This is a genomic window from Rathayibacter sp. VKM Ac-2805 (genome assembly GCF_009834265.1).
Taxonomy (GTDB): Bacteria; Actinomycetota; Actinomycetes; order Actinomycetales; family Microbacteriaceae; genus Rathayibacter.
Map to the genome: position 1 here is coordinate 2,878,862 of NZ_CP047185.1, position 24,969 is coordinate 2,903,830.

Below are 24,969 nucleotides of genomic sequence, written 5' to 3' on the forward strand. Positions count from 1 at the left end.
TTCCTCGAGGCGGCGAGGAGGGGCCCGTCGTCGTCCGCGTGCACATCCGTTCACCGGGTCCTCTAACCTGAGCGGGTGAAGATCGGGATCCTGACCTCCGGTGGCGACTGCCCCGGCCTCAACGCCGTCATCCGCGGTGCCGTCTACAAGGGCATCAAGGTCTACGACCAGGAGTTCGTGGGCTTCCGGAACGGCTGGCGCGGAGTGGTCGACGGCGACCTCCTGCCCCTGGGCCGCCCCGAGATCCAGGGCATCGCTAAGCAGGGCGGCACGATCATCGGCACCAGCCGGACGAACCCCTTCGAGGGCGAGAACGGCGGCCCCGAGAAGATCGCCGAGATGATGGACCGCAACGGCATCGACTCGATCATCGCGATCGGCGGCGAGGGCACCCTGGCCGCGGCCAAGCGCCTCACGGACGCGGGCCTCAAGATCGTCGGCGTCCCGAAGACCATCGACAACGACCTCGGCGCCACCGACTACACCTTCGGCTTCGACACCGCCGTCGGCATTGCGACCGACGCGATGGACCGCCTCCGCACCACCGGCGACTCGCACGGCCGCTGCATGGTCGCCGAGGTCATGGGCCGCCACGTCGGCTGGATCGCCCTGCACTCCGGCATGGCCGCGGGCGCCCACGTCATCCTCATCCCGGAGAAGCGCACCTCCCTCGACCAGATCGTCGAGTGGGTGCAGAGCGCGCAGGACCGCGGGCGCGCACCGCTCGTCGTGGTCGCCGAGGGCTTCTCGCTCGACACGATGGACGACGCCCACTCCGAGCGCGGCCTCGACGCCTTCGGCCGGCCCCGCCTCGGCGGCATCGGCGAGCTGCTGGCCCCGCTCATCGAGGAGCGCACCGGCATCGAGACCCGCGCCACCACGCTCGGCCACATCCAGCGCGGAGGCACGCCCACCGCGTTCGACCGCGTCCTCGCGACCCGCCTGGGCATGGCCGCCATCGACTCCGTCGTCGCCGAGCACTGGGGCCGCATGGTCGCCCTGCGCGGCACCGACATCTACCACGTGGACTTCGCCGAGGCGCTCGGCACCCTCAAGACGGTGCCGGACGCCCGCTACGAGGAGGCGCGCACCCTCTTCGGGTAGCGCGCGCTCCCCGCGGAGCGGTCAGTCCTTCGCGCCGTCCGGCGTCGCCGTGGCGACGATCTGCGCCCGCGCGAGGGTGTGGAAGTGCGCGTTGAAGCCGAGGATCGCCGGCGTCGACTCCGGGTCGAGGTCGAGCGACTCGACGTCGAGGGCGTGCACCACGAAGAAGTAGCGGTGCTCGCGGTCCGGCGGCGCCGCTCCGACGAACTGACGCAGCCGCATCTCGTTGGGCAGCGTCTGCGCGCCCGCCGGGAGCAGCTCGAAGCCGGCGGCTCCGGCTCCCGTGGGGAGCTCCGTGGTGTCGGCCGGGAGGTTGTAGACGGCCCAGTGCCAGAAGCCGGAGCCGGTGGGCGCGTCGGGGTCGAACACCGTCACGGCGAAGCTCTTCGTCTCGGCGGGGGCTCCCGACCAGCGCAGGTGCGGCGAGACGTCCTCCCCGCCGGAGCCCTCGCCGTAGTGGCGGGCGGACAGGGGCGCACCGTCGGCGATGTCGTCGCTCTCGAGCGCGAAGGTCGGCACCTCGCCGAGGCGGGCGTAGGGGTCGTAGGTCCAGTCGGACATCCGGTTTCTCCGTTCGGGAAGGGCGGGCGGAGGCCCGCTCCCTCAGCCTAGGAACCCGGCGGAGCGCGCCGAAGGGCTTGCGGAGGGGGTCAGGACCCGAGATAGCGCCCGGGCCGGTGGTTGAACGCCAGCACCAGGTTGAGCACCACCACGCCCGCCGCCGAGATCAGCACGTTCAGCGGAGGCACCACCAGCAGCGCGGCCGCGACCACGCACGCGTCGAGCGCCATCATCACGTAGCCCGCCCGCCAGCCGAGCCGCTCCTGCGCGATCAGGGCGACGATGCTGAATCCGCCCAGGCTCGACCCGTGCCGGAAGAGGATCAGGAGGCCGATCCCCGCGAGCACGTCGCCCGTGAAGACCCCGTAGACGGGCTCGATCCGCAGCTCGCCGAACGCCGGCGGGTGCAGCCCCGCCAGGACCGAGACGAGCACGATCGAGAACATGGTCCGCAGCGTGAAGCGCCAGCCCTTCTTCCACAGCGAGAGGGCGAGGAACGGCAGGTTGACCGTGACGAGGATCACGCCGAACGGGATGTCGAGCGGGTACCCGAGCAGCAGGGCGAGGCCTGCGGTACCGCCCGTGACCGCCTGGCTCGCGCGCAGCAGGTAGAGGCCGAGCGACACGACGAACGCACCGGTGACGAGACCGAAGACGTCCTCGAGGCGGGAGTGCGGCACGGGGGCGGAGGCGTCGGGCACCCGACGATGCTGCCACACGCCGCGCCCCGGTCCGGACGTCCTCGTAGGATGTGCCGGTGCTGCCGAAGATCCTGCTGTTCTACCGCTTCGTGCCGCTGGCCGACCCCGAGTCCGTCCGGCTGTGGCAGCGGGAGCTGTGCGAGTCGCTGGGGCTGCGCGGACGCCTGCTGATCTCGGAGCACGGGGTGAACGGCACGCTGGGCGGCGGGATGGACGCCCTGAAGCGCTACGTCCGCCGCACCCGCGAGCACTCCGCGTTCCGCGGCCTCGAGGTGAAGTGGAGCGACGGCTCCGGCCTCGACGACGACGGCCGCAGCCTCGACTTCCCCGGGCTCTCGGTGAAGGTGCGCGACGAGATCGTCTCGTTCGGCGCGCCCGACGAGCTGAGGGTGGACGCCGGCGGCGTCGTCGGGACGGCGCCGCGGCTCGACCCGGATCAGCTGGACGCCCTGGTCGCCGAGCGCGACGACGTGGTGCTCTTCGACGGCCGCAACGCCTTCGAGGCCGAGATCGGCCGGTTCGAGGGGGCGGTCGTGCCCGGGGTCGCCAGCACCCGCGAGTTCGTCGAGCAGCTCGACGCCGGCGTCTACGACCATCTCAAGGGCCGGCCGGTCATCACCTACTGCACCGGCGGCATCCGCTGCGAGGTGCTGTCGAGCCTGATGACGGCGCGCGGCTTCGGCGAGGTGTACCAGCTCGACGGAGGCGTCGTCCGCTACGCCGAGGCGCGCCGCGACCGCGGGCTGTGGAAGGGGGCGCTGTACGTCTTCGACGGCCGCGGCTCCGTCTCCTTCTCCCCCGACGCCGAGGTGCTCGGCCGCTGCGCCTCGTGCGCCGCTCCGACGAGTCGGATGCGCAACTGCACCGACCTCTCCTGCCGCGCGCAGCTCGTGGTGTGCGCGGACTGCGAGGCGGCGGCCTGCGCCGCGCACGCGGGCCGTACGCTCGTGCCATGAGCATCGAAGCGCGCGGGCGCATCCTCGTCGACCTCCACACCGCCCCCGAGCTGCTGCAGGTGGTGAACGTGTGGGACGTGATCAGCGCGACCACTGTCGCCGCGCTCCCGGACACCCGGGCGCTCGCGACCGCCAGCCACTCCATCGCCGCGGCGTTCGGCTACGAGGACGGCGAGCGGATCCCGCTGGAGCTGCACCTGGGCATGATCGAGCGCATCGTCGCCGCCGTCGAGGTCCCGGTCTCGGCCGACCTCGAGGCGGGCTACGGCGACGCGGGCGAGACGGTCCGGCGCGCGATCGGGATCGGCGTCGTGGGCGCGAACCTCGAGGACCAGGCGAAGCCGCTCCCGGAGGCGCTGCGGGCGGTCGAGAAGGCCGTCGCCGCGGCCGAGGAGGAGGCGGTGCCCTTCGCGCTCAACGCCCGCACGGACGTGCTCCTCCGCGCCGGCGACCGCGACCGGGGCGAGGTCCTGGCCGACGCCGTCGAGCGCGGCCGCGCGTACCTCGACGCCGGCGCCACCTGCTTCTTCGTCCCCGGGCTGCTCCAGGACGCCGAGCTGGAGTCCCTCGTCGCCGCCCTCGGGCGGCAGCGCGTCAGCGTCATCGGCGTCCCCGGATCGCAGTCGCCCGCCCGCTTCGAGGAGCTCGGGCTGGCCCGCGTCTCCTACGGTCCGTGGACGCAGCGCGTCGCCCTGACGGCGCTCCAGGACGCGGCCTCCGCCCTCTACTCCGGCGGATCGCTCCCCGAGGGCACCCGGCCCCTGAACTGACCGCCCGGCCTCGGGCCCGCGGGCGTAGCGTGGGCCCATGTACCGAGCCATCGTCGTCGAGCGGCACTCCGACTCCGACACCGAGACCCCCAACCGAGCCCGCCTCCTCGAGCGCGACGACCCCGACCGCTCGCACGGCGACGTGTCGATCGCCGTCGAGTACTCGAGCGTCAACTACAAGGACGCCCTCGCGCTGGCGGGGCGGCCCGGCATCGTGCGCCGCACCCCGCTCGTCGCCGGCATCGACCTGGTCGGCACCGTGGAGTACGCGGACGGCGAGGCGGGCGAGCGCTTCGACTCCGGCGACCGGGTGGTGCTCAACGGCGCCGGCCTCGGCGAGCGCCACGACGGCGGGCTCGCCGAGCGGGCGCGTGTCGACTCCGCGTCGCTGCTCCGGCTGCCCGGCGCCATCTCGGCGGCACGGGCCGGAGCGATCGGCACCGCGGGCTTCACGGCGATGCTGGCCGTGCTGGCGCTCGAGCGGCACGGCGTGCGGCCGGGCAGCGGTCCCGTCCTGGTGACGGGGGCCTCGGGAGGCGTGGGGTCGCTCGCCGTCGCGCTCCTGGCGCGCCTCGGCCACGAGGTCGTCGCCTCGACCGGCCGGCTCGGCGAGCACGGCGCTCTGCTCCAGCGCCTCGGCGCCTCCGACGTTTTCGACCGCGCCGAGCTGCAGGAGGGCGGGAAGCCGCTGCAGTCCGAGCGCTGGGCGGGAGCGGTGGACTCCGCCGGCTCGCACACGCTCGCGAACGCCCTCGCGCAGACGCGCTGGGGCGGGACCGTGGCGGCATGCGGTCTCGCGCAGGGGCCGGACCTGCCGGTGAGCGTGATGCCGTTCATCCTGCGCGGAGTGACGCTGGCCGGCATCAACTCGGTGGAGGCGCCGCGGAAGCTCCGCGAGGAGGCCTGGCGCCGCCTCGCCCACGACCTCGACCTGGAGCTGCTCGACAAGCTGACGACGACGGTGCCGCTCGGCGGGGCGGTCGACGCGGCCGAGGACGTGCTCGCCGGCCGCTCGCACGGTCGGACGCTGGTGGACGTCCGCGCCTGAGGGCACGGCGTCGGCGGAGGGCGTCCGCCCGCCTCGAGCGTGGAGGAGTGGGCGCCTCGGCCGGCGCTGCGTGGCTGCTGCTCGTGCGGCGGTGCGCTACTCCGCAGCCTCGGTGGCGCCGCTCGGCTCGGCCGACGCGTGACCGACGGAGGAGTCGGGGCGCGCGGAGCGGGGCTTCGCCGGCGTGCGGGGCTTCGGCGCGGGCTTCGCGGCCGGCCCCGGCTTCGCGGGGGCGGGCTCGGCGGACTCGGATCCGGCGGGCTTCGGCTCGGCGGGCTTCGATCCCGCGGACTTTTTCTCGGCGGGCTTCGGCTCCGCGGGCTTAGGCTCGGCGGGCTTCGGCTCGGCGGGCTTCGGCTCGGCGGGCTTCGGCTCCGCGAGCTTCACCGGAGCTGCGGAGTCGATCGGCTCGGAGCCGATGACGTCCACGGGCGCGGAAGCCCCGGACTCGGCCGGCGTGCTCGCGGCGGTCCGAGCACTCGTCTTCGGAGCGGCCTTCGGCGTCGCCTTCGAGCTCTTCGGAGCGGCCCCCGCTGCTGACTCCGTCGGAGCCGCGACGTCCTCCGCGGCACCGTGCGCCTCCGGAGCCGCGGCCGCCGCGGCCGCCGCGCTCCCGCCGCTCGCCGCCTCCCGGCCCTCGACCACCGTCGCCGGACCCCCCGCCTCCGCGGCCACGGCCGCGGCCTCCGCCGCCTTCGCCTTCTTCTTCGCGCGCTTCTCCGCGGCGGCCGCCTGGGCCCGCTCCGCCTGCTCGGCGACCTCGGGGACGATCACGAGGTCGTCGGTCTCGATCACGGGGATCGCCGCGGTCGTCGTCCCCAGCTGGAGTGCCGCGATCAGCTCGGGAGCGTGCTTGGTGCTCACGATCAGGCGGGAGTAGTCCTCGTCGACCAGGTCGATCACGACGGCCGAGGCGGTGCGCTTGATCAGCAGGAAGTCCTTGCCGCCGTGGAACTTCCACGTGCCGGCCGCGAGCGTGAGCGGCACCGCGGTGCCCGGCGCGCGGATGCCCCGGACCCAGATCCAGGGGTCCTCGGTGACCGTCGCCGAGCGGATGCTCGACCGGTCGACGACGACGTCGCTGCGGTGGAACGCGAGCAGTCGCTCGGCCGCGGTGAGGCGGAGTTCGAGGCGGTCGGGGAGCACGGTCACGACGGGCATGCCCCTAGTCTGCCCCGCCGCCCGCCGCCGGGTCAGCGCCGGATCGCACAACGATGCCCCGCCGCTCGCGTGGGTGGCAGCATGGTCGGATGCCGATGGATCCGGACGAGGCGCGCCTCCTCGACGCGCTGCTGGCCGAGCGGCAGGCCGAGACGCGCGACGAGGCGGCCCGGCTCGAGGCCTCGCTGGCCGAGCTCCTGCGCGACCGTGCCGACGGCACCGCCGATGACGAGCACGACCCGGAGGGCACGCCGCTCTCGGCCGAGTGGTCGCGGATGGCCGGAGTCCGCGACGCTCTCGCCCGCACGGGGCGCGAGCTCGACGCCGCTCGCGCCCGCCTCGGCACCGGCGGCTACGGGGACTGCGCCTCGTGCGGCCGCCCGATCGGAGCCGCCCGCCTCGCCGCCCGGCCCACGGCCGAGCTCTGCATCGACTGCGCCCGGCTGGCGGAGTCGCGCATCCGCTGACGCCCCGCGAGGCGAGCCTGCGGCGAGCCCTCCGCCTGAAGGCCCCCACAGATCCCGGCGTGCGGAAACCCGGTTTCTCCTGCGAGCATTCACATCCGGTCGCGTCCCTCGAACAGGTCTGACGGACCACCCCTCCCCCCCCTGCTCGAAAGGCACTCCTGCGATGACCGAGACGTCGACCGCCCGATCGACCGGCGCCCCTCCCGCCCCCGACAAGCGCGCCTGGCGCTCGCTGATCGTCCTGCTCGCGGGCATGTTCATCGCCCTGCTCGACACGACCATCGTGAACGTGGCGCTGCCCACCATCCGCACCACGCTCGACGCCTCCGAGTCGACGCTCTCCTGGATCATCTCCGGCTACGCCCTCGCGTTCGGCCTCGCCCTCATCCCCGCCGGCCGCCTCGGCGACCGCTTCGGGCACAAGTGGGTCTTCGTCAGCGGCATCGCCCTCTTCACCGTCGCCAGCTTCGCGTGCGGACTGGCCGCGGACGACACCCAGCTCGTCATCGCCCGCATCGTGCAGGGCCTGGCGGGCGGCGTCTTCGTCCCGGCGGTCAACGCCTACATCCAGCTCCTGTTCCGCGGTCCCTCGCGCGGCAAGGCGTTCGCGGTCATGGGCGCGGTCCTCGGCGTCTCGTCGGCGCTCGGCCCGATCATCGGCGGCCTGATCATCCAGGCCTTCGGCGACGAGAACGGCTGGCGCCTGGTCTTCTGGGTGAACCTGCCCATCGGCGTCGCGACCCTGATCGCCGCCGCGGTCCTCCTCCCCGCCCGCCGCGACCTCGAGGCCGGCGACCGCGCCCCGAGCGGAGGCGTCGACTGGCTCGGCCTCGTGCTCGTCTCCGGCGGCCTGGTCGCCCTGCTCGTCCCGCTCATCCAGGGCGAGGACGAGGGCTGGCCGCTGTGGACCTTCCTCTCGATCGCCGGCGGAGTCCTGCTCCTCGCCGCGTTCGGCGCCTGGGAGGTCCTCCACGTCCGCCGCGGCCGCGCTCCCCTGGTGCCGCCGTCGCTGTTCCGCCACCCGGCCTTCACCGGAGGCGTGATCCTCGCGCTGGTCTACTTCGCCGCCTTCACGAGCATCTTCTTCACCATCTCGCTGCTCTGGCAGTCGGGCCTCGGCCACACCGCGCTGGAGTCGGGCCTGGTGTCGATCCCCTTCGCGATCGGCAGCATCATCAGCTCCTCGCAGAGCAACCGGATGACCGCGCGCCTGGGCCGCAACGTCCTGGTGATGGGCAGCGGACTCCTCGCCGTCGGGCTCGGCTGGGTCTGGCTGGTGCTGCTGACCGCGACCCCGGACTCGATCAGCAACTGGCAGCTCCTGCCGCCGCTGCTGATCGCGGGCCTCGGCAACGGCTTCTTCATCGCCCCGAACGTGCAGTTCATCGTCTCGACCGTCGACCCGCAGGACGCGGGCGCGGCGAGCGGCGTGATCTCGGCGATCCAGCGCATCGGCTCGGCCGTGGGCATCGCGGTCATCGGCAGCGTGCTGTTCGGGAGCCTCGTCATCACGGGTCCGGACACGGTCGCCTCGGGCTTCCTCGACGCCGCGGCTCCCGCGATGCTCCTCAGCACCCTGATGGCGGTCGCCGCCTTCGCGCTGGTGTTCGTGCTGCCGAAGTCGGTCTCACGCCGGGGCTGAGGGCCCCTGCCCGGTCGCCGCACGCCGACGGCCGGGCGCGCGGGACGTCCGCCGCTCCAGTGCGGCGGGCGCCTCCCGCCTGATCCGCGGGCGGCCCGGGAGCCTACGCCCGAGCGGCCGCCGCGGCCTTCGCCGCCGCCGGCAGCGCGTCCACGATGCGCCCGATCGCCGCGTCGTCGTGCGCGGCCGAGACGAACCAGGCCTCGTACACCGACGGCGGCAGCGAGACGCCCGCGTCGAGCATCGCGTGGAAGAACGCCGGGTAGCGGAACGACTCCTGCGCCTGGACCTCGGCGTAGTCGCGCACCGGCCGGCCCAGGTCCGTGAACATGAAGCTGAAGAGGCTGCCGGCCGTCTGCACCGTGTGCGCGACGCCCTCGGCCGTCAGCGCCGCCGACACCTCGCGCTGGAGGGTCAGCGCCGTGGCGTCCAGCGAGGCGTAGACCGCGTCGTCGGCCAGCTGCAGCGTCCGGATGCCCGCGGCCACCGCGACCGGGTTCCCGGAGAGGGTGCCCGCCTGGTACACCGGCCCGAGCGGCGCCAGGTGGTCCATGACGTCCGCACGGCCGCCGAGAGCCGCGACCGGCATCCCTCCGCCGATGACCTTGCCGAAGGTGTAGAGGTCGGCCCGGTACGGAGCCTCGGCGCCGCGGTTCTCGAGCCCCCACCAGCCGCCGGCGCTCACGCGGAAGCCGGTCAGCACCTCGTCCATGATCAGCAGCGAGCCGTTCGCGTGCACGAGGTCGGCGAGGGCCGCGTTGAAGCCCGGGTCCGGAGCGACCACGCCCATGTTGGCGGCCGCGGCCTCGGTGATGACCGCCGCGATGTCGGCGCCGCGCTCGGCCAGGACCGCGCGCACCGCCTCGAGGTCGTTGTACGGCAGCACGATCGTCTGGGCCGCGGTCGCGGCCGTGACGCCGGCGGAGGCGGGCAGCGAGAGGGTCGCGAGACCGGAGCCGGCATCGGCGAGCAGCCCGTCGGAGTGGCCGTGGTAGTGGCCGGAGAACTTGATCAGCAGGTCGCGGCCGGTGACGCCGCGGGCGAGGCGGATCGCCGTCATCGTCGCCTCGGTGCCGGTGGAGACCAGGCGGAGCTTCTCGATCGGCGAGACTCCCCCGGCCGTGATCCGCGCCTCGACCAGCTCGGCGAGGTCGGTCTCGGCGGGAGTGGACGCGCCGAACGAGAGACCGCGGGCGGCCGCCTCCTGCACCGCCGCGACGACCTCGGGGTGCGCGTGCCCGAGGACCGCGGGGCCCCAGGAGCAGACGAGGTCGACGTACTCGCGCCCGTCCGCGTCCGTGATGTACGGGCCGGCGGCCGAGACCATGAAGCGCGGGGTCCCGCCGACCGAGCGGAACGCTCTGACGGGCGAGTTGACGCCTCCGGGGATCGCGTGCCGGGCACGCTCGTACAGGGTGTCGTTCGCCGAGGTGGTCACCCCTCCAGGGTACGCGCGCCGCCCGGCGCCCTCGCGCCGGAGGAGCGCTTTCGGACGAGATGCCGAGGCTCGCTCCCAGGAGGAGGAGCGGCTACTTCAGCAGGTCGCGAGCGATCTCGACGGCCCAGTACGTGAGAACCGCGTCGGCCCCCGCGCGGAGGATCCCCGTGACCGACTCCAGGATCGCCGGCTCGCGCGAGATCCAGCCGTTCGCGGCGGCGGCCTCGATCATCGCGTACTCCCCCGACACCTGGTACGCCCAGACCGGCACGTCCGAGACGGAGGCGACGTCCGAGAGCACGTCGAGGTAGCTCATGGCCGGCTTCACCATCACCACGTCGGCGCCCTCGGCGAGGTCGAGGGTCGCCTCGCGCAGGCCCTCGCGGCGGTTCGCCGGGTCCTGCTGGTAGGTGCGGCGATCGCCCTCGAGCGTGGACTGCACGGCCTCGCGGAACGGACCGTAGAAGCTGGAGGCGTACTTCGCCGAGTACGCGAGGATCGCGGTGTCCAGGTGCCCGGCGCCGTCGAGAGCGGCGCGGATCGCTCCGACCTGGCCGTCCATCATCCCCGAGAGCCCGAGCAGGTGGGAGCCGGCCTCGGCCTGGGCGAGCGCCATCTCCTCGTAGCGGAGGAGCGTGGCGTCGTTGTCGACGCGCCCGCGGTCGTCGAGGACACCGCAGTGGCCGTGGTCGGTGAACTCGTCCAGGCACAGGTCGGTCTGCACGACCAGCGCGTCGCCGACCTCCTCCACGACGACCCGCGTCGCGGCGTTGAGCACGCCGTCGGGGTCGGTCGCACCGGAGCCGACCGCGTCGCGCGTGGTCGGCACGCCGAACAGCATCACACCGCCGATCCCCGCCTCGGCCGCCTCCGTCACCGCTCCGCGGACGCTGTCCAGCGAGTGGTGCATCACCCCCGGCATCGACCCGATCGGCCGGGCCTCGGTGATCCCCTCGGCCACGAAGAGGGGCAGGATCAGCTGCGCCGGGTGGATGCGCGTCTCCTGGACGAGACGGCGGAGTGCGGGGGTCGTGCGGAGGCGGCGCGGGCGGATGGCAGTCATGTCCTCCAGCGTAATCCCGCCCCGCCGAGCACCTCCCGGGAGCGCGGACGCCCCACCCGGTGGAGGTGCTCCGGACGCACCACATCAGCCGAGAGGCGGGTCGCTGCGCTGCGGGGCGAGGCCCGCCCCTCCCGGCCGACGTCGCGCCGGAGAGGCGGCTCAGCGGGGAGCGCGCTCCGTGGCGACGGCGGCGACCGCGTCGATGAGGGAGGAGGCCGAGCGCTCATCGGCGACGACGTCGACGCGCAGGCCGAAGGCGCGGGCGTCCTTCGCGGTCTGCGGGCCGATCGCGGCGACGAGGATCGACTCGGGCACCGGGCCGAGCTGCTTCTGGACCTGCTCCGCGACGCTGCCCGAGGTGACGAGGATCGCGTGCACGGCTCCGCCGGCGACATCCGCCACGACGCGCTCCTCCACCGGGACGCCGACCGTGCGGTAGGCGACCACGGAGCGCACGTCGTGCCCGATGCGGGTGAGGCCCTCGGTGAGCAGCGGCTTGGCGATCTCGGACCGCAGCGTGAGCACGCGCAGGGGGTGCCGGCCGCCGGTCGCCTCCTCCCACTCGGCCAGGAGGCCGCGGGCGGAGTTGTCCTCGGAGGGGACGAGGTCGACGGAGTACCCGGCGGCGACGAGCGCGGCCGCCGTGGTCTCGCCGACCGCCGCCACCTTGGTGCTCGCGGGCACGGTGGTGCGCAGGAGGGACAGGACGTCGACCGTGGTGGCGCTCGTGACGGTCATCCAGTCGAAGGCGCCGGCCTCGAGGTCGGCGAGGGCCTGCTCGAGCGCCGGGAAGTCGTCGGTCGGCGCGAAGTTGATCATCGGAGCGACGACGGGCGAGGCTCCCTTGGCTCGGAGAGCGGCGGCGACACCGTCCCCCCACGGGCCTCCGCGGGGGACGAGGATGCGCCACCCCTGCAACGGCTTCTCCCACTGGGAGTAGGCGGCGGGGACGATCACGAAGGGGCTCCCAGGGGTGCGAGTTCGGCGGCACCCGCACCGAGAAGCGCGTCAGCGAGCAGAGAGCCGCAACGGAACGCGGCTTCGACGACGGGCAGTTCGCGACCACCATACTGCGGATCCGCCCGGTGTCGACCACCGCCGACCGAACCGTTATCGACCGGCTCCGCGACCTCCCGTGCGAGGGACGCCGTGCCGTCGACGGCGAAGACCACGCCGTGCAGGACGACGCGGTCCTCCTCGACGACCGCGGAGGCTCCGATCGGAGCGGCGCACCCGGCCTCGAGGGAGGCGAGGAGCGACCGCTCGGCCGTGATCGCCGCGCGGGTCGGCACGTGCTCGACCGCCGCGAGAGCGGCACGCAGCTCCTCCGACGGCTCCTCGTCGCGCACCTCGATGGCCAGCGCTCCCTGACCGGGGGCGTGCGGGGAGACGTCGAAGCCGAGCACCTCGGTGATCGCATCGACCCGGCCGAGGCGGCGCAGGCCGGACAGGGCGAGCACGATCGCGTCCAGCGGCGAGTCGCTGCCGGGCAGCACCCTCCGGAGCCGGGTGTCGATGTTGCCGCGGATGTCCACGATCTCGAGGTCCGGACGGGCGGCCAGCAGCGCCGCGCGCCGACGGGGCGAGCCCGTGCCCACGCGGGCTCCGACCGGCAGGGTCGCCAGGGTGAGCCCGTCGCGGGCGCAGAGCGCGTCGCGCGGGTCCTCCCGCTCGGGGACCGCTCCGAGCAGCAGGCCCTCCACCGCAGCGGTGGGCAGGTCCTTCAGCGAGTGCACGATCGCATCGCAGCGCCCGGCGAGCAGCGCGTCGCGCAGGGCGCTGACGAACACGCCGGTGCCGCCGAGGGAGGCGAGCGAGCCGCGCATGCGGTCGCCGTCCGACTCGATGCGCACCAGCTCCACGGGGACCCCCGCGGCGGCCGACATCAGATCGGCCGTCATCCGGGTCTGCGCCACCGCGAGCGCGCTCGCGCGGGTGCCGACTCTGATGCTCACGACAGACGACTCCTCATCACGGTGCGATTCCCGCCAGGGCGGGCTTGAACCCCGCTCGCACGTTCTCGCAGCAGCCGGGGCGGCAGACGTCGTACCAGGGGCCGAGCGCCGTCATCGAGGCCCGGTCCTCGGTCGGCACGCCGTTGACGCGCTCGAGGACCAGGTCGACCAGGCCGGAGACGTAGACCGGGTCCGTGCCGGGGGTCGCGACGCGGAGCGCGACGAGTCCGTGCTCCTCCGAGGTCTCGAGGGCCTCGTTGTCGAGGTCCCACATGACCTCCATGTGGTCGGACACGAAGCCGAGCGGGACGATCAGCAGCGCGCGGCGGCCGCGGGCCGGCAGCTCCGCGATGGCGTCGTTGATGTCCGGCTCGAGCCAGGGCTGGGTGGGCGGGCCGGAGCGCGACTGGTAGACCAGCTGCCAGGGCACGTCCTCGTCCGTGGCGGCGGCCATGACGACCTCGGCGACGGCGAGGTGCTGCGCCTCGTAGGCGCCGCCCGGTCCGAACTCGTGCACGTCGACGACGGTGCCGTCGTCGTGGCGCTCGTGGGGTCCGCTGCGCTCGGCGTCGGCCATGGGGATCGAGTGCGTCGAGAACAGCACCTCCACCTCGGACGTGACATCGAGGTCGGGCATCCGCTCGCGCAGCTCGTCGAGCCCGTCGTGGACGGCCTTGATGAACGGCATCACGAAGCCGGGGTGGTCGAAGAACTGGCGCACCTTGTCGATCCGCAGCTCGCCCTCGAGGCCGGTCGCTTCGAGCGCCGCCGCGTAGTCCTCGCGGTACTGCCTGCAGGACGAGAAGGAGGAGTACGCGCTGGTGGCGATGGCGAGCAGGTTGGTGAATCCGCGCTCCTTCGCCTCGGCGACGGCCTCGCTCATGTAGGGCGCCCAGTTGCGGTTGCCCCAGAGCACGGGGAGGTCGATGCCGCGGTTCGCGAGCTCGGCCTCGAGCGCCTTCTTCAACGCGCGGTTCTGCGCGTTGATCGGGCTGACGCCGCCGAAGTGGCGGTAGTGGTGGGCGACCTCCTCGAGGCGCTCCTCCGGGATGCCGCGGCCGCGGGTGACGTTGCGGAGGAACGGGATGACGTCGTCCTGGCCCTCGGGCCCGCCGAAGCCGGCGAGGAGGATCGCGTCGTACGCCACGGGGACCTCGACGTGCTCGGGGCCGGACGCCGCCGCGGGGGTGGCCCCGCGGACGAGGATCGGCTCGCTGGTCGTGTCGCTCATCGGAGCACCTCGGCGATCTGGTCGGCGTCGATGCGCCGTCCTGTGTAGAAGGGGACTTCCTCGCGCACGTGGCGGCGGGCCTCGGTGGCGCGCAGGTCGCGCATGAGGTCGACGAGGTTGACGAGCTCCTCGTCCTCGAGGGCGAGGATCCACTCGTAGTCGCCGAGCGAGAACGAGGCGACCGTGTTGGTCAGGACGGAGCGGAACCGCGAGCCCTGGCGCCCGTGCTGGGCGAGCATCGCGCGGCGCTCCTCCTCGGGGAGGATGTACCACTCGTAGGAGCGGACGAAGGGGTAGACCGTGAGCCAGCGGGCCGGCGCCTTCCCGCGCATGTAGGCGGGGAGGTGGTTCGAGCTGAACTCGGCGTCGCGGTGCACGCCCATCGCGTTCCACGTCGGCAGGAGGCCGACCAGCAGCTCCGTGCGCCGCAGCTCGCGGTAGGCCCGCTGCAGCTCCTCGGGCGCCGGGCCCGTGAGCCACAGCATGATGTCGGCGTCGGCGCGCAGGGCCGAGACGTCGTAGGTGCCGCGGACGGTCACGCCCTCGCCCTCGAGCTGGGCGACGAGGTGCTCGTACTGCTTCACCGCGGGATCCACGGCGTCGCTGGAGAGGGTGAACGGACGTGCGGGATCCCTGCGGAGAACCGCCCAGAGCGTGTATCCCAGGGCCTGATCGGAGTGATCCTGATCGGCGGGGGGCTGCGGCGCCGGAGCGGCGGCGCTCGTGTCGGGGGCGGACTGAACGGGACCCGCCGTGCCGGCGGTCTGATCGGTCATTGATCCATCATCCCTCCGCTCGTGCCGATGCACAAAAGCGGCGGGGGCTCTGGCGCCGGAGGGCCCGGGACGCTAGCGCCCCGGGCCCTCCGGCACTCAGTCCTCGATGATCTGCTTCGCGACGCCCCAGACGACGAGGCCCACGGCGGCGGCGGCGCCGACCGCTCCGGCGATCAGCGCGGAGGGGTTCTGGCGGCGCACCACCTGGAGCTTGCGCTCAATCGTCCGCTGGGCGGTACGCACCTTGCGCGGCACGTTGACCTTGTACTCGATCGCGTCGAGGGTCGCGGCGAGCTCGGAGCGGGCGCGCTCGATGTCGGCCTTCAGCTGGCCGGGCTTCAGCTCCGCCGGGTCGACGAAGCGGGGCGTGGTGCTGCTGACGGATCGCTCAGTTGTCATAGCTGCCCACTCCCTTGAACGCCTGGACGTCCTTCTTGATGCTGTCGATCGAGTCCTGCGGCACCGGCGGCACGGCCTTCTTGATGGTGCGCACGCCGACGAGGGCGAGGATCACGGCCACCAGGAGGAAGAAGACCGTCACGATCAGCGCCGACAGCCAGGCCGGAAGCCAGGAGGCGATGCCGATGATCGCGAAGGCGACCAGCGTCGCCCACGCGGTCAGGAGGAGGAAGGCCGCGACCGCGAACAGGCCGACGGCCAGACCCGCGCTCTTCGCCTTGCCCGCCAGCTCGTTCTTCAGCGAGGCGACCTCGGCCTTGACGAGCTCGATCACGAGGCCGGGCAGGTCGCTGACCAGCTCTCCCAGTGATCGGGCGTTCTTGGGATTGCGTTCGTTCACCACGGGAGCTCCTCGAGGGTGGGACGTGCCGGCCGGCGCGCGCCTGGCACGGCCGGAGGGATGAGCACTAGGCCCTGCTGGTGGAGGTGGACGTCGTCGACCCGCCGGAGCCGGCCGACGCCGCGGCCTCGTCGACCTTCGAGGCCGCCTTGCGGGCGGCCGCCGACGCCTCCGCGTCGCTCGCTCCCTGGGCCTTCCTGCCGCCGGACACGGCCTTGACGACCACCGAGCGCACGACCTCGTACGCCTTGTCCGAGACGCTGCTCAGCTGGGTCCTCGCGGCGCCGCCGACGGCGCCCGCGACGTCCTGCACCGGCTGGGTCCGCCAGAAGCGGCCTGCCGCCGAGGCGATCTGCTCGTACCGCTTGCGGCCGGCGCGTGCTCCCAGCACGTACCCGGCTGCGGCTCCTGCCACGAAAAGAATCTTGCCCTTCACGCCTACTCCTCGTCCTGGGTCGCTCTCGCGATCGTCCACGCGGTCGGTGACCACTCGTGCCGGGGCACGCCGCGCGCTCGCGCGGATGCCTGGGCCTAAGAGTAGCCGTCGGCGTCGCGGGCGTCGCTCGGCAGCCCGACTCCTTGACGCACCAGTCGGCGCCGGATAAGGGCGGCCGTCTCGGCGGCGTGCGGGAGCACCGAGGCGAGGCCCGTGCCCGCGATCCAGGTGCCGGTCACAGCGACTCCCTCGATCGGGAGGAGCGCCTCGCGGAACGCCTCCAGGTGCGCGCGGCGGCCCAGCGCCGCGGCGGGCCGGACGTTGGCCCAGCGCACCCGGGCGGAGTCGACGAGCGACGCCGGATCGAGGGCGAGTCCGAGCAGCGTCGAGGCGTCGAGCAGGGCGATCGCGGCCGCCTCGGCATCGGTGCGCCCCTCGAGCGGCGGGCGCTCGCCCGGGCGCCCGTAGGAGAGGCGCAGCACGTGGCGGCCGGGAGGGAGGGAGGCGGCCAGCCAGTCCCACTTCGCGGTCGCGTGCGTGATCGCCTTGGCCGTGACGTCGGTGGCGGTGGGCGCCACGAGCACGCCGGAGCCGCGGGGGGCTGCGTCCAGGCGGGCGTCGTCGAGGACCAGGGTCACCAGCTCGACGGAGTCGTGGGGCGCCTCGTCGGCGCGCTCCGCGACGGCGGGAGCGAGGCCGGCGAGCAGCGCCCGGGCGTCGCGCTCCGGGGTCGAGACGATCACCGCTCGGGCGCTCAGAGCGCCGTCGGCGAGGGTCAGGACGAAGTCCCCGTCGGAGCCCTCGAGCCGCTGCACGGAGGCGCCGGTGCGGATCTCGCCGGAGAGGTAGTCGATCCGCTGGACCAGCGCGGCGACCAGGCGGTGCATCCCGCCCTCGAGCCCGCGGACCGCGACTCCGGCCGGGAGGTTCGCGCGGAGGGCGGCCACGGCCCGGGCGAGGGAGCCCGCGCGGGTGAGCGCGCCGTTCAGTCCGGGTGCGGCCAGGTCGACGTCGATGTCGTCCGGCCGGCTCGAGTAGACGCCGGAGACGACCGGCGCGACCAGGTCCTCGAGCACGCGCTCGCCCATCCGGGTGCGCACCAGCTCGGCGAGGGAGTGCGCGCGGCCGATGCGCAGCACCGGCATCAGGGTGTCGAGCCAGGCGCGCCAGGCGCCGCGGCGGCCGATCGCCCGCACGACGTCGGGGGCGAGCGGCGTGCCGGGGATGCCGAGGATGCCGGCCCGGGGCGACGGCACGGAGCGGCCGCCCGAGAGGTGCAGCCACGAGCCGTGCGTCCGGGGCTCGACGATCGACTCGGCGAGCGGGACGCCGTCGAGGGTCAGCGCGGCGAGCGCCCGCTCGACGTGGCCGCCGCGGGTGGCGAAGCTCTCGGCGCCCGCGTCGAGCGCGGCTCCGGCCAGGGCGAGCGGAGAGACGGAGCCGCCGACCCGCTCCCCCGCCTCGAGCACCACGACGCGCAGGCCGATGCGCAGGCACTCCGCGGCGGCGGCGAGCCCCGCCACTCCGCCGCCGACGACCGCGACGTCGTACGACGCCGCGTCGCGGGGGCGCTCCTCGCTCACGGCCGCCAGGCGTGCACGAACGCGACGAGGCGCGTGAGCACGTCGGGGTCGGTCTCGGGCGGCACGCCGTGGCCGAGGTTGAGCACGTGCGCGGGGGCGCTCAGGCCCCGTCGGAGCACGTCGTCGACGTGGGACTCGAGGACCTCCCACGGCGCGGTCAGCAGCGCCGGGTCGACGTTGCCCTGCACCGGCACGAAGCCGCCGAGGCGGTGGTTGGCCTCGTCGAGCGGGATCCGGTAGTCGACGCCCACCACGTCGGCGCCGATGCCGTGCATCGCTCCGAGCAGCTCGCCGGTGCCGACGCCGAAGTGCACGATCGGGACGTTGCGGCGCGTCTCCCCGTGGTCGAACGCGAGGTCGCGCACGTGGACGAGGGCGCGCGCGGAGGCGGGAGCGACGTGGGTCGTGTAGTCCGAGAGCGAGAGCGCCCCGGCCCAGGAGTCGAAGAGCTGCGCGGCGCTGGCCCCGGCGAGCACCTGCGCGCGGAGGAAGCGGCCGGTGACCTCGGCGGTCCACTCCATCAGCTGGGCCCAGGCGGCGGGGTCGGCGTGCATCATCGTCCGCGCGCGCAGGTGGTCCTTGGACGGGCCGCCCTCCACCAGGTAGGCGGCCAGGGTGAAGGGAGCGCCGGCGAAGCCGATGAGCGGGGTGTCGCCGAGGCCCGCGACGGTGCGGCGCACGCCCTCGCGGATGGGCTCGAGAGTCTCGTCGAGCACGGACGGGTCGATCGAGGCGAGCTCGGCGACGTCGGCGGCCGTGCGCACCGGCTTCTCGAGCACCGGCCCGCGCCCGGGGACGATGTCGACGCCGACGCCCGCGAGCCGCAGCGGGATCACGATGTCGCTGAAGAAGATGGCCGCGTCCACTCCGTGGCGCCGCACCGGCTGCAGGGTGATCTCGCTCGCCAGCGCCGGGTCGAGGCAGGCGTCGAGCATCTTCGTGTCGGTGCGCAGGGCCCGGTACTCCGGGAGGCTGCGGCCGGCCTGGCGCATGAACCAGACGGGCGTCCTCTCGCCCCGCTCGGAGCGGTAGGCGCGCAGGAGCAGCGAGTCGGCCGTGCGGCCGGCGGAGAGGGGGTGCAGCGGATCGAGCAGGCCGTCGGTGGGGGAGGTCACCGCGGCATTATTCCAGGCGCATCCGTGCATTCCTCCCCAGTCCGGGGACCCCGCCCCGCAGAGCGCGGGTAGACTGACGTGGTGCTTCTGTGTCTGACGGCGTCGCACAAGAACGCCAGCTTCGATCTCCTCGAGAAGCTCTCCGTCGACTCCTCCGCCGTGACCGCGGCCCTCTCCGAGGGGATCGACTTCGTCTCCGGAGCCGTCGTCGTCGCGACCTGCAACCGCTTCGAGGCCTACCTCGACATCGAGGAGCCGCTGACCGCCGCGCAGGCCGTCGCCGTCGAGGCCGCCACCGCCGCCGTCAGCGCCGCGACCGGCGTCGAGCAGGACGAGCTGCGCGGGAGCGTCGACGTCGTCTCGGGCGACCGGGTGGCCGAGCACCTCTTCGCCGTCTCCAGCGGGCTCGAGTCCGTCGTGGTCGGCGAGGGCGAGATCGCGGGCCAGGTCCGCCGGTCCCTCGAGGAGGCGCGCCGCCTCGGCACCACCTCCTCCGAGCTCGAGCGGCTGTTCCAGCGCGCCTCGCAGACCTCGCGCGGCATCAAGAACCGCACCGGCCTCGGCAGCGCCGGCCGCTCGATCGTGCGCCTCGCGCTCGACCTGGCCGCGAGCCGCGTCACCGACTGGCGGGCCGCCCGCGTCCTCCTCGTCGGCACCGGCAGCTACGCACGGGCGACCGTCGCGGCCCTGCGCGACCGCGGAGTGGTCGACATCGCCGTGCACTCCCCCTCCGGTCGCGCCGAGGGCTTCGCCGCCCGCCGCTCGCTCCGGCCCATCGCCGCCTCCGATCTCGCGCTCGAGGCGGTCTCGGCCGACATCGTCATCACCTGCACCACGACCCAGGAGCCGGTGCTCGACGCCGCCCTGCTCGCCGCCGGGCGCCTCCAGGGCTTCTCCCGCGAGCGCCAGCTCGTGATCGACCTGGGCCTGCCGCGCAACGTCGCCTCCGACGTCACCTCGGTCGCCGGCGTCGAGCTCCTCGACCTCGAGACGATCAGCCTGCACGCGCCTCTCGACGTGCTCGACGCGTCGCAGCAGGCGCGCGCGCTCGTCGACAAGGCGGCCCGGAAGTTCTCGGACGTCGCCGATGAGAAGAGCCTCACTCCGGCCGTCGTCGCCCTGCGCGCCCACGTGTTCGACGCGCTCGACGCCGAGATCGAGCGGGCCCGCTCGCGCGGCGACGAGGACGGCCGCACCGAGCAGGCGCTCCGCCACCTCGCCGGCGTCCTGCTGCACACCCCGAGCGTCCGCGCCCGCGACTACGCGCGCGCCGGAGCCCAGGAGGCCTACCTCACCGGGCTCGAGGCGCTCTTCGGCATCGAGGTCCCGGCCGAGCCCGCCGCCGCCGCGCGTCCCGACGCGGACGCCGCCACCGCGTGAGCCTCCGGCTCCCCTTCGATGCGGAGCCGCTGCGCTCCGCGCCGCTGCTCACCGAGCGCCTGCTCCTGCGTCCCCTCGGACCGGAGGACGCCGAGGACCACGCGCGCTACCAGGGCGACGCCGATGCCGTCCGGTTCCTCCGCTGGCCGGTGCGCACCCCCGAGGAGTCGCGGGCGCACCTGCAGCGCCGCCTCCCCTCGACACGGCTCGCCGCCGACGGCGACGTGGCCGTGCTGGCGATCGTCCCCCGGGAGGGCGTCCTCGCCGGGCGGATGATCGGCGACCTCACCCTCATCGCGACGTCCGTCGAGCAGGAGGCGGTCGAGATCGGCTGGGTGCTGCACCCGGAGGCGCAGGGGCGCGGCTACGCGACCGAGGCCGCCCGGGCGCTGCTCGACCTCGCGTTCGACACCCTCGGCGCCCACCGCGTGATCGCGCAGCTCGACGCTCGGAACACCGCCTCCGCCCGCCTCTGCGAGCGCCTCGGAATGCGCCTCGAGGCGCACCACCAGGAGGACGAGTTCTGCAAGGGCGAGTGGACCTCGACCCTCGTCTTCGCCCTGCTCGCCCGCGAGCGCTGACCGCAGGGCCGGCTGGTCCGCGCCCTCCGGGACGCCGCCGGCCCGTCCGGTCGGCGGCGTCCCGGGAGGAGCGTCAGGCCCCGCGGAGCCCGGTGAAGAGGTACGACTCGAGCTGCTCGAGCGGGATGCGCTCCTGCTTCATCGTGTCGCGGTCGCGGACGGTCACGGCGTCGTCCTCGAGCGAGTCGAAGTCGACGGTCACGCAGTACGGGGTGCCGATCTCGTCCTGGCGGCGGTAGCGGCGGCCGATCGCTCCGGAGTCGTCGAAGTCGACGTTCCAGAGCTGGCGCAGCTGGTCGGCGACGCGGCGCGCGAGCGGCGAGAGGGCCTCGTTGCGCGAGAGCGGCAGCACGGCCACCTTCACCGGCGCCAGGCGCGGGTCGAGGTGCAGCACGGTCCGCGTCTCGACCTTGCCCTTGGCGTTCGGCGGCAGCTCCTGCTCCTCGTAGGCGTCGACGAGGAACGCCATGAGCGCGCGGGTGAGGCCGAACGACGGCTCGATCACGAACGGCACGTAGCGCTCGTTCTTGTTCTGGTCGAAGAACGAGAGGTCCTTGCCCGAGTGCTCGATGTGCGTCTTGAGGTCGTAGTCGGTGCGGTTCGCGACTCCCATCAGCTCGCCCCACTCGCCCGAGGCGAAGCTGAAGCGGTACTCGATGTCGACGGTGCGCTTGGAGTAGTGGGAGAGCTTGTCCTTCGGGTGCTCGTACTGCCGGATGTTCTCGGGGTTCATCCCGAGCCCGACGAACCAGTCCCAGGCGAGCTGCATCCAGGTCTCCTGCCACTCCTCGTCCGTGCCGGGCTCGACGAAGAACTCGAGCTCCATCTGCTCGAACTCGCGGGTGCGGAAGATGAAGTTGCCGGGGGTGATCTCGTTGCGGAACGCCTTGCCGATCTGGCCGATGCCGAAGGGCGGCTTGCGACGGGCGCTCTGCAGCACGTTCGCGAAGTTGGTGAAGATGCCCTGGGCGGTCTCGGGACGCAGGTAGTGCAGACCCGACTCGTCGTCGACGACGCCGAGGTAGGTCTTCATCAGGCCCGAGAACTGCTTGATCTCGGTCCACTGCCCGACCTTGTCGGGGTGCTCCGGGTCCGGGATGTCGGCGAGGCCGTTCACGGGCGGGTGGCCGTTGACCTCCTCGTACTTCTCGAAGAGGTGGTCGGCGCGGTAGCGCTTGTGGGTGATCAGCGACTCGGTCAGCGGGTCCGAGAAGACGCCGACGTGTCCCGAGGCGTGCCAGATCGCCGTGGGCAGGATGACCGCGGAGTCCAGGCCGACGACGTCGCCCCGGCCCTGCACGAAGGTCTTCCACCACTGGCGCTTGATGTTCTCCTTGAACTCCACGCCGAGCGGCCCGTAGTCCCACGCGGAGCGGGTGCCCCCGTAGATCTCACCCGAGGGGAAGACGAATCCCCTGTGCTGCGCGAGGGTGATGACTTTGTCGAGGGTGGTGGGTTCTGCCACGGGTTGCTCCTCAGCTGTTCGGGCGCACGGGGCCCCGGCGCGCGCCGGCTGCGCGCGTCCTTCTGGTGTGCCCCCATGGTAGCCGCGGGGGCGCCGAGCCGGTCCGCCCGCGGCGGGCATGATGAGCGGATGAGCACCCTCCCGCCGATCGTCGTGTCCGCCGTCGCCGTCCTCCGCGACCGGCGCGTCCTGATGGTCACGGCGCGGGGCCGCGACGTCCTCTACCTCCCCGGCGGCAAGGTCGACGAGGGCGAGAGCGGGATCGAGGCGGCGGCCCGCGAGGCCCGCGAGGAGCTCGGTGCCGTCGCGCTCGGCCTCGAGCCCCTGTTCACCGTCCGCACCCAGGCGCACGGCGAGCCGGAGGGGCGGGAGGTCCACATGAGCGTCTTCGCCGCCGAGCTCGACCGGGAGGCGCGCCCGAGCGGCGAGATCGACTCGCTGCACTGGGTCGACGGCTCCGATGCGGGCCGCTGCCCGCCCGCCGGGGTCGAGACCCTCCGGCTGCTGCGCGGTCTCGATCTCGTCGACTGACCCTCCGGCTCCGGGCCGGCCGCGGGGCGGCTAGCCTCGTGGCGTGGAGACGAGACGGCGTGCACGGGACCGGTCGAGCGCGGAGGAGCCGGACCGGCTCGAGCCGGTGCGACTGGAGGCGGCCGTGCCCATCCTGCGGATCTTCTCGGTCGCCAAGGCGGGCGAGTTCTACGTCGACTACCTCGGCTTCGAGGTGGACTGGGAGCACCGCGCCGCGCTCGACGCCCCCCTCTACCTGCAGGTGTCGCGCTCGGGGCTCCGCCTGCACCTCAGCGAGCACCACCGCGACGGCAGTCCCGGCGCCGCCGTGCACGTCGCCCTCCGCGGAGTCCGCGAGCTGCACGCCGAGCTCGACGCGAAGGCGTACCCCTACCTCAACCCGCGGATCACCCGCACGCCGTTCGGCTTCGCGCTCGACGTGATCGATCCGTTCGGCAACCAGCTGCGCTTCGCGGAGCCGGCTCCGGTGCCGCGCCTGCCCTGATCGGTGCGCGTGCGAGTGCTTGTACAACCTGAGCGCCGACTGATCAACCGTTCACCGGCCGTCCATGCACTTCGGAGTCCCATCCTTTAGCGTGGCTCCGATGGCTTCACGGGGGACGATCGAGCGGCCGGTCACGGCCCGGGCAACGGGACGGCAGCGCCGGCCGCGGCTCCGCTTCATGGAGGCTGCACCGCTGGCGACGGGCCTGCTGGGCTCGATCGCGATCCTCCTCGGCTCGCTCGGCGTGGGCTACCTGCCCGCCGGCTCGCCCATCCGCGACTGGCCTCTCGTCGCCTCGATCCGCGCCACGGGCTGGCTCACCGAGTCCAGCGGCGCCCTCGTCGTGGGCGGCGGGATGCTGCTGCTGATCGCGTGGCTCCGCCTGCGCACGGTCGCGCTCGCGGCGGGCCCCGGCTCCGTCCGCACCATCGTGGTGGCGGCCCTCGCCTGGACCGCTCCACTCCTCGTGACGGTGCCGCTGTTCAGCCACGACATGTTCTCCTACGTGGCGCAGGGTCGCCTGATGACCCAGGGCATCGACCCCTACACCCACGGCGTCGCGACGCTCCCGGGCTGGTTCGACCTCGGCGTCGACCCGCTCTGGGCCGACACGCCCACGCCCTACGGGCCCCTCTACCTCCTGATCGAGCGCACCGCCGTGCAGTTCGCGGGCTACGGCGCACCGGAGCTCTCGATCGCGATGCTCCGCGCCGTGTCGGTCGCCGGCGTCGCCGTCATGGCCGTCTACGCGCTCCGCCTGGCGCGCCTGCGCGGCCTCTCGGTCCCGCTCACCGCCTGGACGATCGTCGCCAACCCGCTGACCCTCGTGCTCTTCGTCGTAGCCGGCCACAACGACTCCGTGATGCTGGCGCTTATCCTCGCGTCGCTCTACTACGCCCAGACCGACCGGCGCATCGCCGCCGTCGTGCTGATGGCCGGAGCGATCGCGATCAAGCCGATCGCCGTGATCGCGCTCCCCGTGCTCGCGCTCCTGTGGCTGCGCCACGACGCGACGTGGCGTGAGCGCGCCCGCGGCTGGCTCTGGACGGGCGCCGGAGCGCTCGGCCTCGTGGTCGCCGTCGGGCTGCTCGCGGGCGTCGGGGTCGGCTGGGTCGCGGCGATGGTCGTGCCCGGCTCGATCCTGCACTGGTACGCGCCGATGTCGTTCGTCACGGTCTCGGTCTCCCGCGCCGTCGAGTTCACCGGTCACGACCCCGCCGCGGCGATCGCCGTGGTCAAGATCCTCGCGCTCGGGCTCGCCGGCCTGATCTCCGCTCGCCTCATGCTGTCGCGGCGCTCCATCGATCCGCTCGCCCGCCTGTCCGGCGCGCTGCTCGCGTTCGTGACGGCGTCGACCGCCATCCACCCCTGGTACGCCCTCTGGATCCTGCCGATCGCCGCGCTCGCGCGCCCGTGGAGCCGCTCCCACGTGCACCTGGCGGTCTACGCGTCGATCTTCCTCATGTGCGTCACGCTCGCTGAGCCGATCGACGGCGGAGGCGGCACGATGGACCAGATCCCGGCGCGGGTCGCGACGATCGCCGCGATCGCCGTGGTCGGGATGTACGTCCTCCTCGGCTACGCGGACGAGGAGCGGGTCGAGGGGCTGCCTCTTGTGCGCGCCTTGCCGTTCGGCTCCGTGATCCTCGCCCGCCTCAGCGGCGGCCGCCTGGTCGACGCCCGGATGGCCGCGACGCGCCTGCGCGACTAGCAGGAGCCGCG

Annotated in this window: 26 protein-coding genes; 11 read left to right on the top strand and 15 right to left on the bottom strand. The window is 73.6% G+C overall.

Annotated features, from left to right (window positions below; all coding sequences use genetic code 11):
* Positions 1-75: 75 nt before the first annotated feature.
* Entirely contained in the window at positions 76-1,104 is a 1,029-nt protein-coding gene (locus GSU40_RS13460) for a 6-phosphofructokinase (protein WP_104237632.1), read from the top strand.
* Between the two features lie 21 nt (positions 1,105-1,125).
* Here GSU40_RS13460 and GSU40_RS13465 read toward each other — a convergent pair whose 3' ends face one another.
* Together GSU40_RS13465 and GSU40_RS13470 are read right to left on the bottom strand one after the other, a co-directional pair.
* Complete coding sequence (locus GSU40_RS13465; RefSeq protein ID WP_104249897.1) at positions 1,126-1,665, bottom strand: YbhB/YbcL family Raf kinase inhibitor-like protein; 540 nt, start codon at positions 1,663-1,665, stop codon at positions 1,126-1,128.
* 89 nt (positions 1,666-1,754) lie between these two features.
* Positions 1,755-2,366 carry a YitT family protein gene (locus tag GSU40_RS13470; protein WP_244229486.1) on the bottom strand — a complete coding sequence of 204 codons (612 nt, stop codon included), beginning with the start codon at positions 2,364-2,366 and terminating at the stop codon, positions 1,755-1,757.
* 56 nt (positions 2,367-2,422) lie between these two features.
* Here GSU40_RS13470 and GSU40_RS13475 point away from each other — a divergent pair, with 56 nt between their 5' ends.
* The 3 genes from GSU40_RS13475 to GSU40_RS13485 are packed head-to-tail and all read left to right on the top strand — an operon-like array spanning position 2,423 to position 5,140.
* On the top strand, positions 2,423-3,322 hold the full coding sequence (locus GSU40_RS13475) for a rhodanese-related sulfurtransferase (RefSeq protein ID WP_159915648.1): 900 nt from the start codon (positions 2,423-2,425) through the stop codon (positions 3,320-3,322).
* A complete protein-coding gene (locus GSU40_RS13480) occupies positions 3,319-4,092 on the top strand; it encodes an isocitrate lyase/phosphoenolpyruvate mutase family protein (protein ID WP_160035303.1) in 774 nt (257 codons plus the stop codon). The genes GSU40_RS13475 and GSU40_RS13480 overlap by 4 nt, the downstream gene beginning before the upstream one ends.
* 37 nt (positions 4,093-4,129) lie before the next feature.
* Complete coding sequence (locus tag GSU40_RS13485) at positions 4,130-5,140, top strand: MDR family oxidoreductase (RefSeq protein WP_160035305.1); 1,011 nt, start codon at positions 4,130-4,132, stop codon at positions 5,138-5,140.
* A gap of 96 nt (positions 5,141-5,236) precedes the next feature.
* Here GSU40_RS13485 and GSU40_RS17085 read toward each other — a convergent pair whose 3' ends face one another.
* Complete coding sequence (locus GSU40_RS17085) at positions 5,237-6,301, bottom strand: hypothetical protein (protein ID WP_244229487.1); 1,065 nt, start codon at positions 6,299-6,301, stop codon at positions 5,237-5,239.
* A gap of 89 nt (positions 6,302-6,390) precedes the next feature.
* Here GSU40_RS17085 and GSU40_RS13495 point away from each other — a divergent pair, with 89 nt between their 5' ends.
* Both GSU40_RS13495 and GSU40_RS13500 read left to right on the top strand, forming a co-directional pair.
* Positions 6,391-6,768 carry a TraR/DksA family transcriptional regulator gene (locus tag GSU40_RS13495; protein ID WP_244229488.1) on the top strand — a complete coding sequence of 126 codons (378 nt, stop codon included), beginning with the start codon at positions 6,391-6,393 and terminating at the stop codon, positions 6,766-6,768.
* A gap of 163 nt (positions 6,769-6,931) precedes the next feature.
* Positions 6,932-8,410: an MFS transporter gene (locus GSU40_RS13500; RefSeq protein WP_104257675.1), complete on the top strand. Its 1,479-nt coding sequence runs from the start codon at positions 6,932-6,934 to the stop codon at positions 8,408-8,410.
* A 103-nt stretch (positions 8,411-8,513) separates the two neighbouring features.
* On the opposite strand, the gene hemL is transcribed toward GSU40_RS13500, so the two are convergent.
* From hemL to hemE, 11 genes are all read right to left on the bottom strand, one after another.
* Positions 8,514-9,848 (bottom strand): glutamate-1-semialdehyde 2,1-aminomutase, encoded by a 1,335-nt coding sequence (gene hemL / locus GSU40_RS13505; protein WP_104222874.1) that lies wholly within the window; start codon positions 9,846-9,848, stop codon positions 8,514-8,516.
* Between the two features lie 91 nt (positions 9,849-9,939).
* Positions 9,940-10,911, bottom strand: coding sequence for a porphobilinogen synthase (hemB, locus tag GSU40_RS13510; RefSeq protein WP_104249902.1), 972 nt, complete (start codon positions 10,909-10,911; stop codon positions 9,940-9,942).
* A 159-nt stretch (positions 10,912-11,070) separates the two neighbouring features.
* On the bottom strand, positions 11,071-11,865 hold the full coding sequence (locus GSU40_RS13515) for a uroporphyrinogen-III synthase (RefSeq protein WP_104222950.1): 795 nt from the start codon (positions 11,863-11,865) through the stop codon (positions 11,071-11,073).
* On the bottom strand, positions 11,865-12,866 hold the full coding sequence (hemC, locus tag GSU40_RS13520) for a hydroxymethylbilane synthase (RefSeq protein WP_104283147.1): 1,002 nt from the start codon (positions 12,864-12,866) through the stop codon (positions 11,865-11,867). The genes GSU40_RS13515 and hemC overlap by 1 nt, the downstream gene beginning before the upstream one ends.
* A gap of 16 nt (positions 12,867-12,882) precedes the next feature.
* Positions 12,883-14,097, bottom strand: a complete 1,215-nt coding sequence (locus GSU40_RS13525; protein WP_160035307.1) for a ferrochelatase — start codon at positions 14,095-14,097, stop codon at positions 12,883-12,885.
* Complete coding sequence (gene hemQ, locus GSU40_RS13530) at positions 14,094-14,873, bottom strand: hydrogen peroxide-dependent heme synthase (RefSeq protein WP_104233087.1); 780 nt, start codon at positions 14,871-14,873, stop codon at positions 14,094-14,096. Before hemQ ends, GSU40_RS13525 begins: the two co-directional genes overlap by 4 nt.
* 96 nt (positions 14,874-14,969) lie before the next feature.
* Positions 14,970-15,272 carry a DUF3618 domain-containing protein gene (locus tag GSU40_RS13535; RefSeq protein WP_104222879.1) on the bottom strand — a complete coding sequence of 101 codons (303 nt, stop codon included), beginning with the start codon at positions 15,270-15,272 and terminating at the stop codon, positions 14,970-14,972.
* A complete protein-coding gene (locus GSU40_RS13540) occupies positions 15,262-15,672 on the bottom strand; it encodes a phage holin family protein (RefSeq protein ID WP_244229489.1) in 411 nt (136 codons plus the stop codon). Before GSU40_RS13540 ends, GSU40_RS13535 begins: the two co-directional genes overlap by 11 nt.
* A gap of 67 nt (positions 15,673-15,739) precedes the next feature.
* A complete protein-coding gene (locus tag GSU40_RS13545) occupies positions 15,740-16,087 on the bottom strand; it encodes a YtxH domain-containing protein (RefSeq protein ID WP_160035309.1) in 348 nt (115 codons plus the stop codon).
* A 116-nt stretch (positions 16,088-16,203) separates the two neighbouring features.
* A complete protein-coding gene (locus tag GSU40_RS13550) occupies positions 16,204-17,691 on the bottom strand; it encodes an FAD-dependent oxidoreductase (protein ID WP_244229490.1) in 1,488 nt (495 codons plus the stop codon).
* Entirely contained in the window at positions 17,688-18,836 is a 1,149-nt protein-coding gene (gene hemE, locus GSU40_RS13555; protein WP_104222882.1) for a uroporphyrinogen decarboxylase, read from the bottom strand. The genes GSU40_RS13550 and hemE overlap by 4 nt, the downstream gene beginning before the upstream one ends.
* Positions 18,837-18,887: 51 nt before the next feature.
* On the opposite strand from hemE, the gene GSU40_RS13560 reads away from it, so the two are divergent.
* Positions 18,888-20,186: a glutamyl-tRNA reductase gene (locus GSU40_RS13560; RefSeq protein WP_104283145.1), complete on the top strand. Its 1,299-nt coding sequence runs from the start codon at positions 18,888-18,890 to the stop codon at positions 20,184-20,186.
* Positions 20,183-20,767 (top strand): GNAT family protein, encoded by a 585-nt coding sequence (locus GSU40_RS13565; protein WP_244229491.1) that lies wholly within the window; start codon positions 20,183-20,185, stop codon positions 20,765-20,767. Before GSU40_RS13560 ends, GSU40_RS13565 begins: the two co-directional genes overlap by 4 nt.
* A gap of 73 nt (positions 20,768-20,840) precedes the next feature.
* Here GSU40_RS13565 and GSU40_RS13570 read toward each other — a convergent pair whose 3' ends face one another.
* A complete protein-coding gene (locus tag GSU40_RS13570) occupies positions 20,841-22,232 on the bottom strand; it encodes a glycine--tRNA ligase (RefSeq protein WP_104226140.1) in 1,392 nt (463 codons plus the stop codon).
* 129 nt (positions 22,233-22,361) lie between these two features.
* Between GSU40_RS13570 and GSU40_RS13575 the strand changes: the two genes are divergently transcribed.
* From GSU40_RS13575 to mptB, 3 genes are all read left to right on the top strand, one after another.
* Positions 22,362-22,763, top strand: coding sequence for an NUDIX domain-containing protein (locus GSU40_RS13575; RefSeq protein WP_104222884.1), 402 nt, complete (start codon positions 22,362-22,364; stop codon positions 22,761-22,763).
* 43 nt (positions 22,764-22,806) lie between these two features.
* Complete coding sequence (locus GSU40_RS13580; protein WP_208543318.1) at positions 22,807-23,247, top strand: glyoxalase superfamily protein; 441 nt, start codon at positions 22,807-22,809, stop codon at positions 23,245-23,247.
* A 100-nt stretch (positions 23,248-23,347) separates the two neighbouring features.
* A complete protein-coding gene (gene mptB / locus GSU40_RS13585) occupies positions 23,348-24,958 on the top strand; it encodes a polyprenol phosphomannose-dependent alpha 1,6 mannosyltransferase MptB (RefSeq protein WP_160035311.1) in 1,611 nt (536 codons plus the stop codon).
* Positions 24,959-24,969: the final 11 nt, after the last annotated feature.

What these genes read in the sequence shown, in the direction of transcription:
- GSU40_RS13495 (WP_244229488.1), top strand. Translation starts at nt 6,391, where the DNA reads ATGCCGATGGATCCGGACGAGGCGCGCCTCCTCGACGCGCTGCTGGCC.
- GSU40_RS13575 (WP_104222884.1), top strand. Translation starts at nt 22,362, where the DNA reads ATGAGCACCCTCCCGCCGATCGTCGTGTCCGCCGTCGCCGTCCTCCGC.
- GSU40_RS17085 (WP_244229487.1), bottom strand. Translation starts at nt 6,301, where the DNA reads ATGCCCGTCGTGACCGTGCTCCCCGACCGCCTCGAACTCCGCCTCACC.
- GSU40_RS13535 (WP_104222879.1), bottom strand. Translation starts at nt 15,272, where the DNA reads ATGACAACTGAGCGATCCGTCAGCAGCACCACGCCCCGCTTCGTCGAC.
- hemQ (WP_104233087.1), bottom strand. Translation starts at nt 14,873, where the DNA reads ATGACCGATCAGACCGCCGGCACGGCGGGTCCCGTTCAGTCCGCCCCC.
- hemE (WP_104222882.1), bottom strand. Translation starts at nt 18,836, where the DNA reads ATGCACGGATGCGCCTGGAATAATGCCGCGGTGACCTCCCCCACCGAC.
- GSU40_RS13525 (WP_160035307.1), bottom strand. Translation starts at nt 14,097, where the DNA reads ATGAGCGACACGACCAGCGAGCCGATCCTCGTCCGCGGGGCCACCCCC.
- GSU40_RS13480 (WP_160035303.1), top strand. Translation starts at nt 3,319, where the DNA reads ATGAGCATCGAAGCGCGCGGGCGCATCCTCGTCGACCTCCACACCGCC.
- mptB (WP_160035311.1), top strand. Translation starts at nt 23,348, where the DNA reads ATGGCTTCACGGGGGACGATCGAGCGGCCGGTCACGGCCCGGGCAACG.
- hemB (WP_104249902.1), bottom strand. Translation starts at nt 10,911, where the DNA reads ATGACTGCCATCCGCCCGCGCCGCCTCCGCACGACCCCCGCACTCCGC.
- GSU40_RS13465 (WP_104249897.1), bottom strand. Translation starts at nt 1,665, where the DNA reads ATGTCCGACTGGACCTACGACCCCTACGCCCGCCTCGGCGAGGTGCCG.
- GSU40_RS13500 (WP_104257675.1), top strand. Translation starts at nt 6,932, where the DNA reads ATGACCGAGACGTCGACCGCCCGATCGACCGGCGCCCCTCCCGCCCCC.
- GSU40_RS13485 (WP_160035305.1), top strand. Translation starts at nt 4,130, where the DNA reads ATGTACCGAGCCATCGTCGTCGAGCGGCACTCCGACTCCGACACCGAG.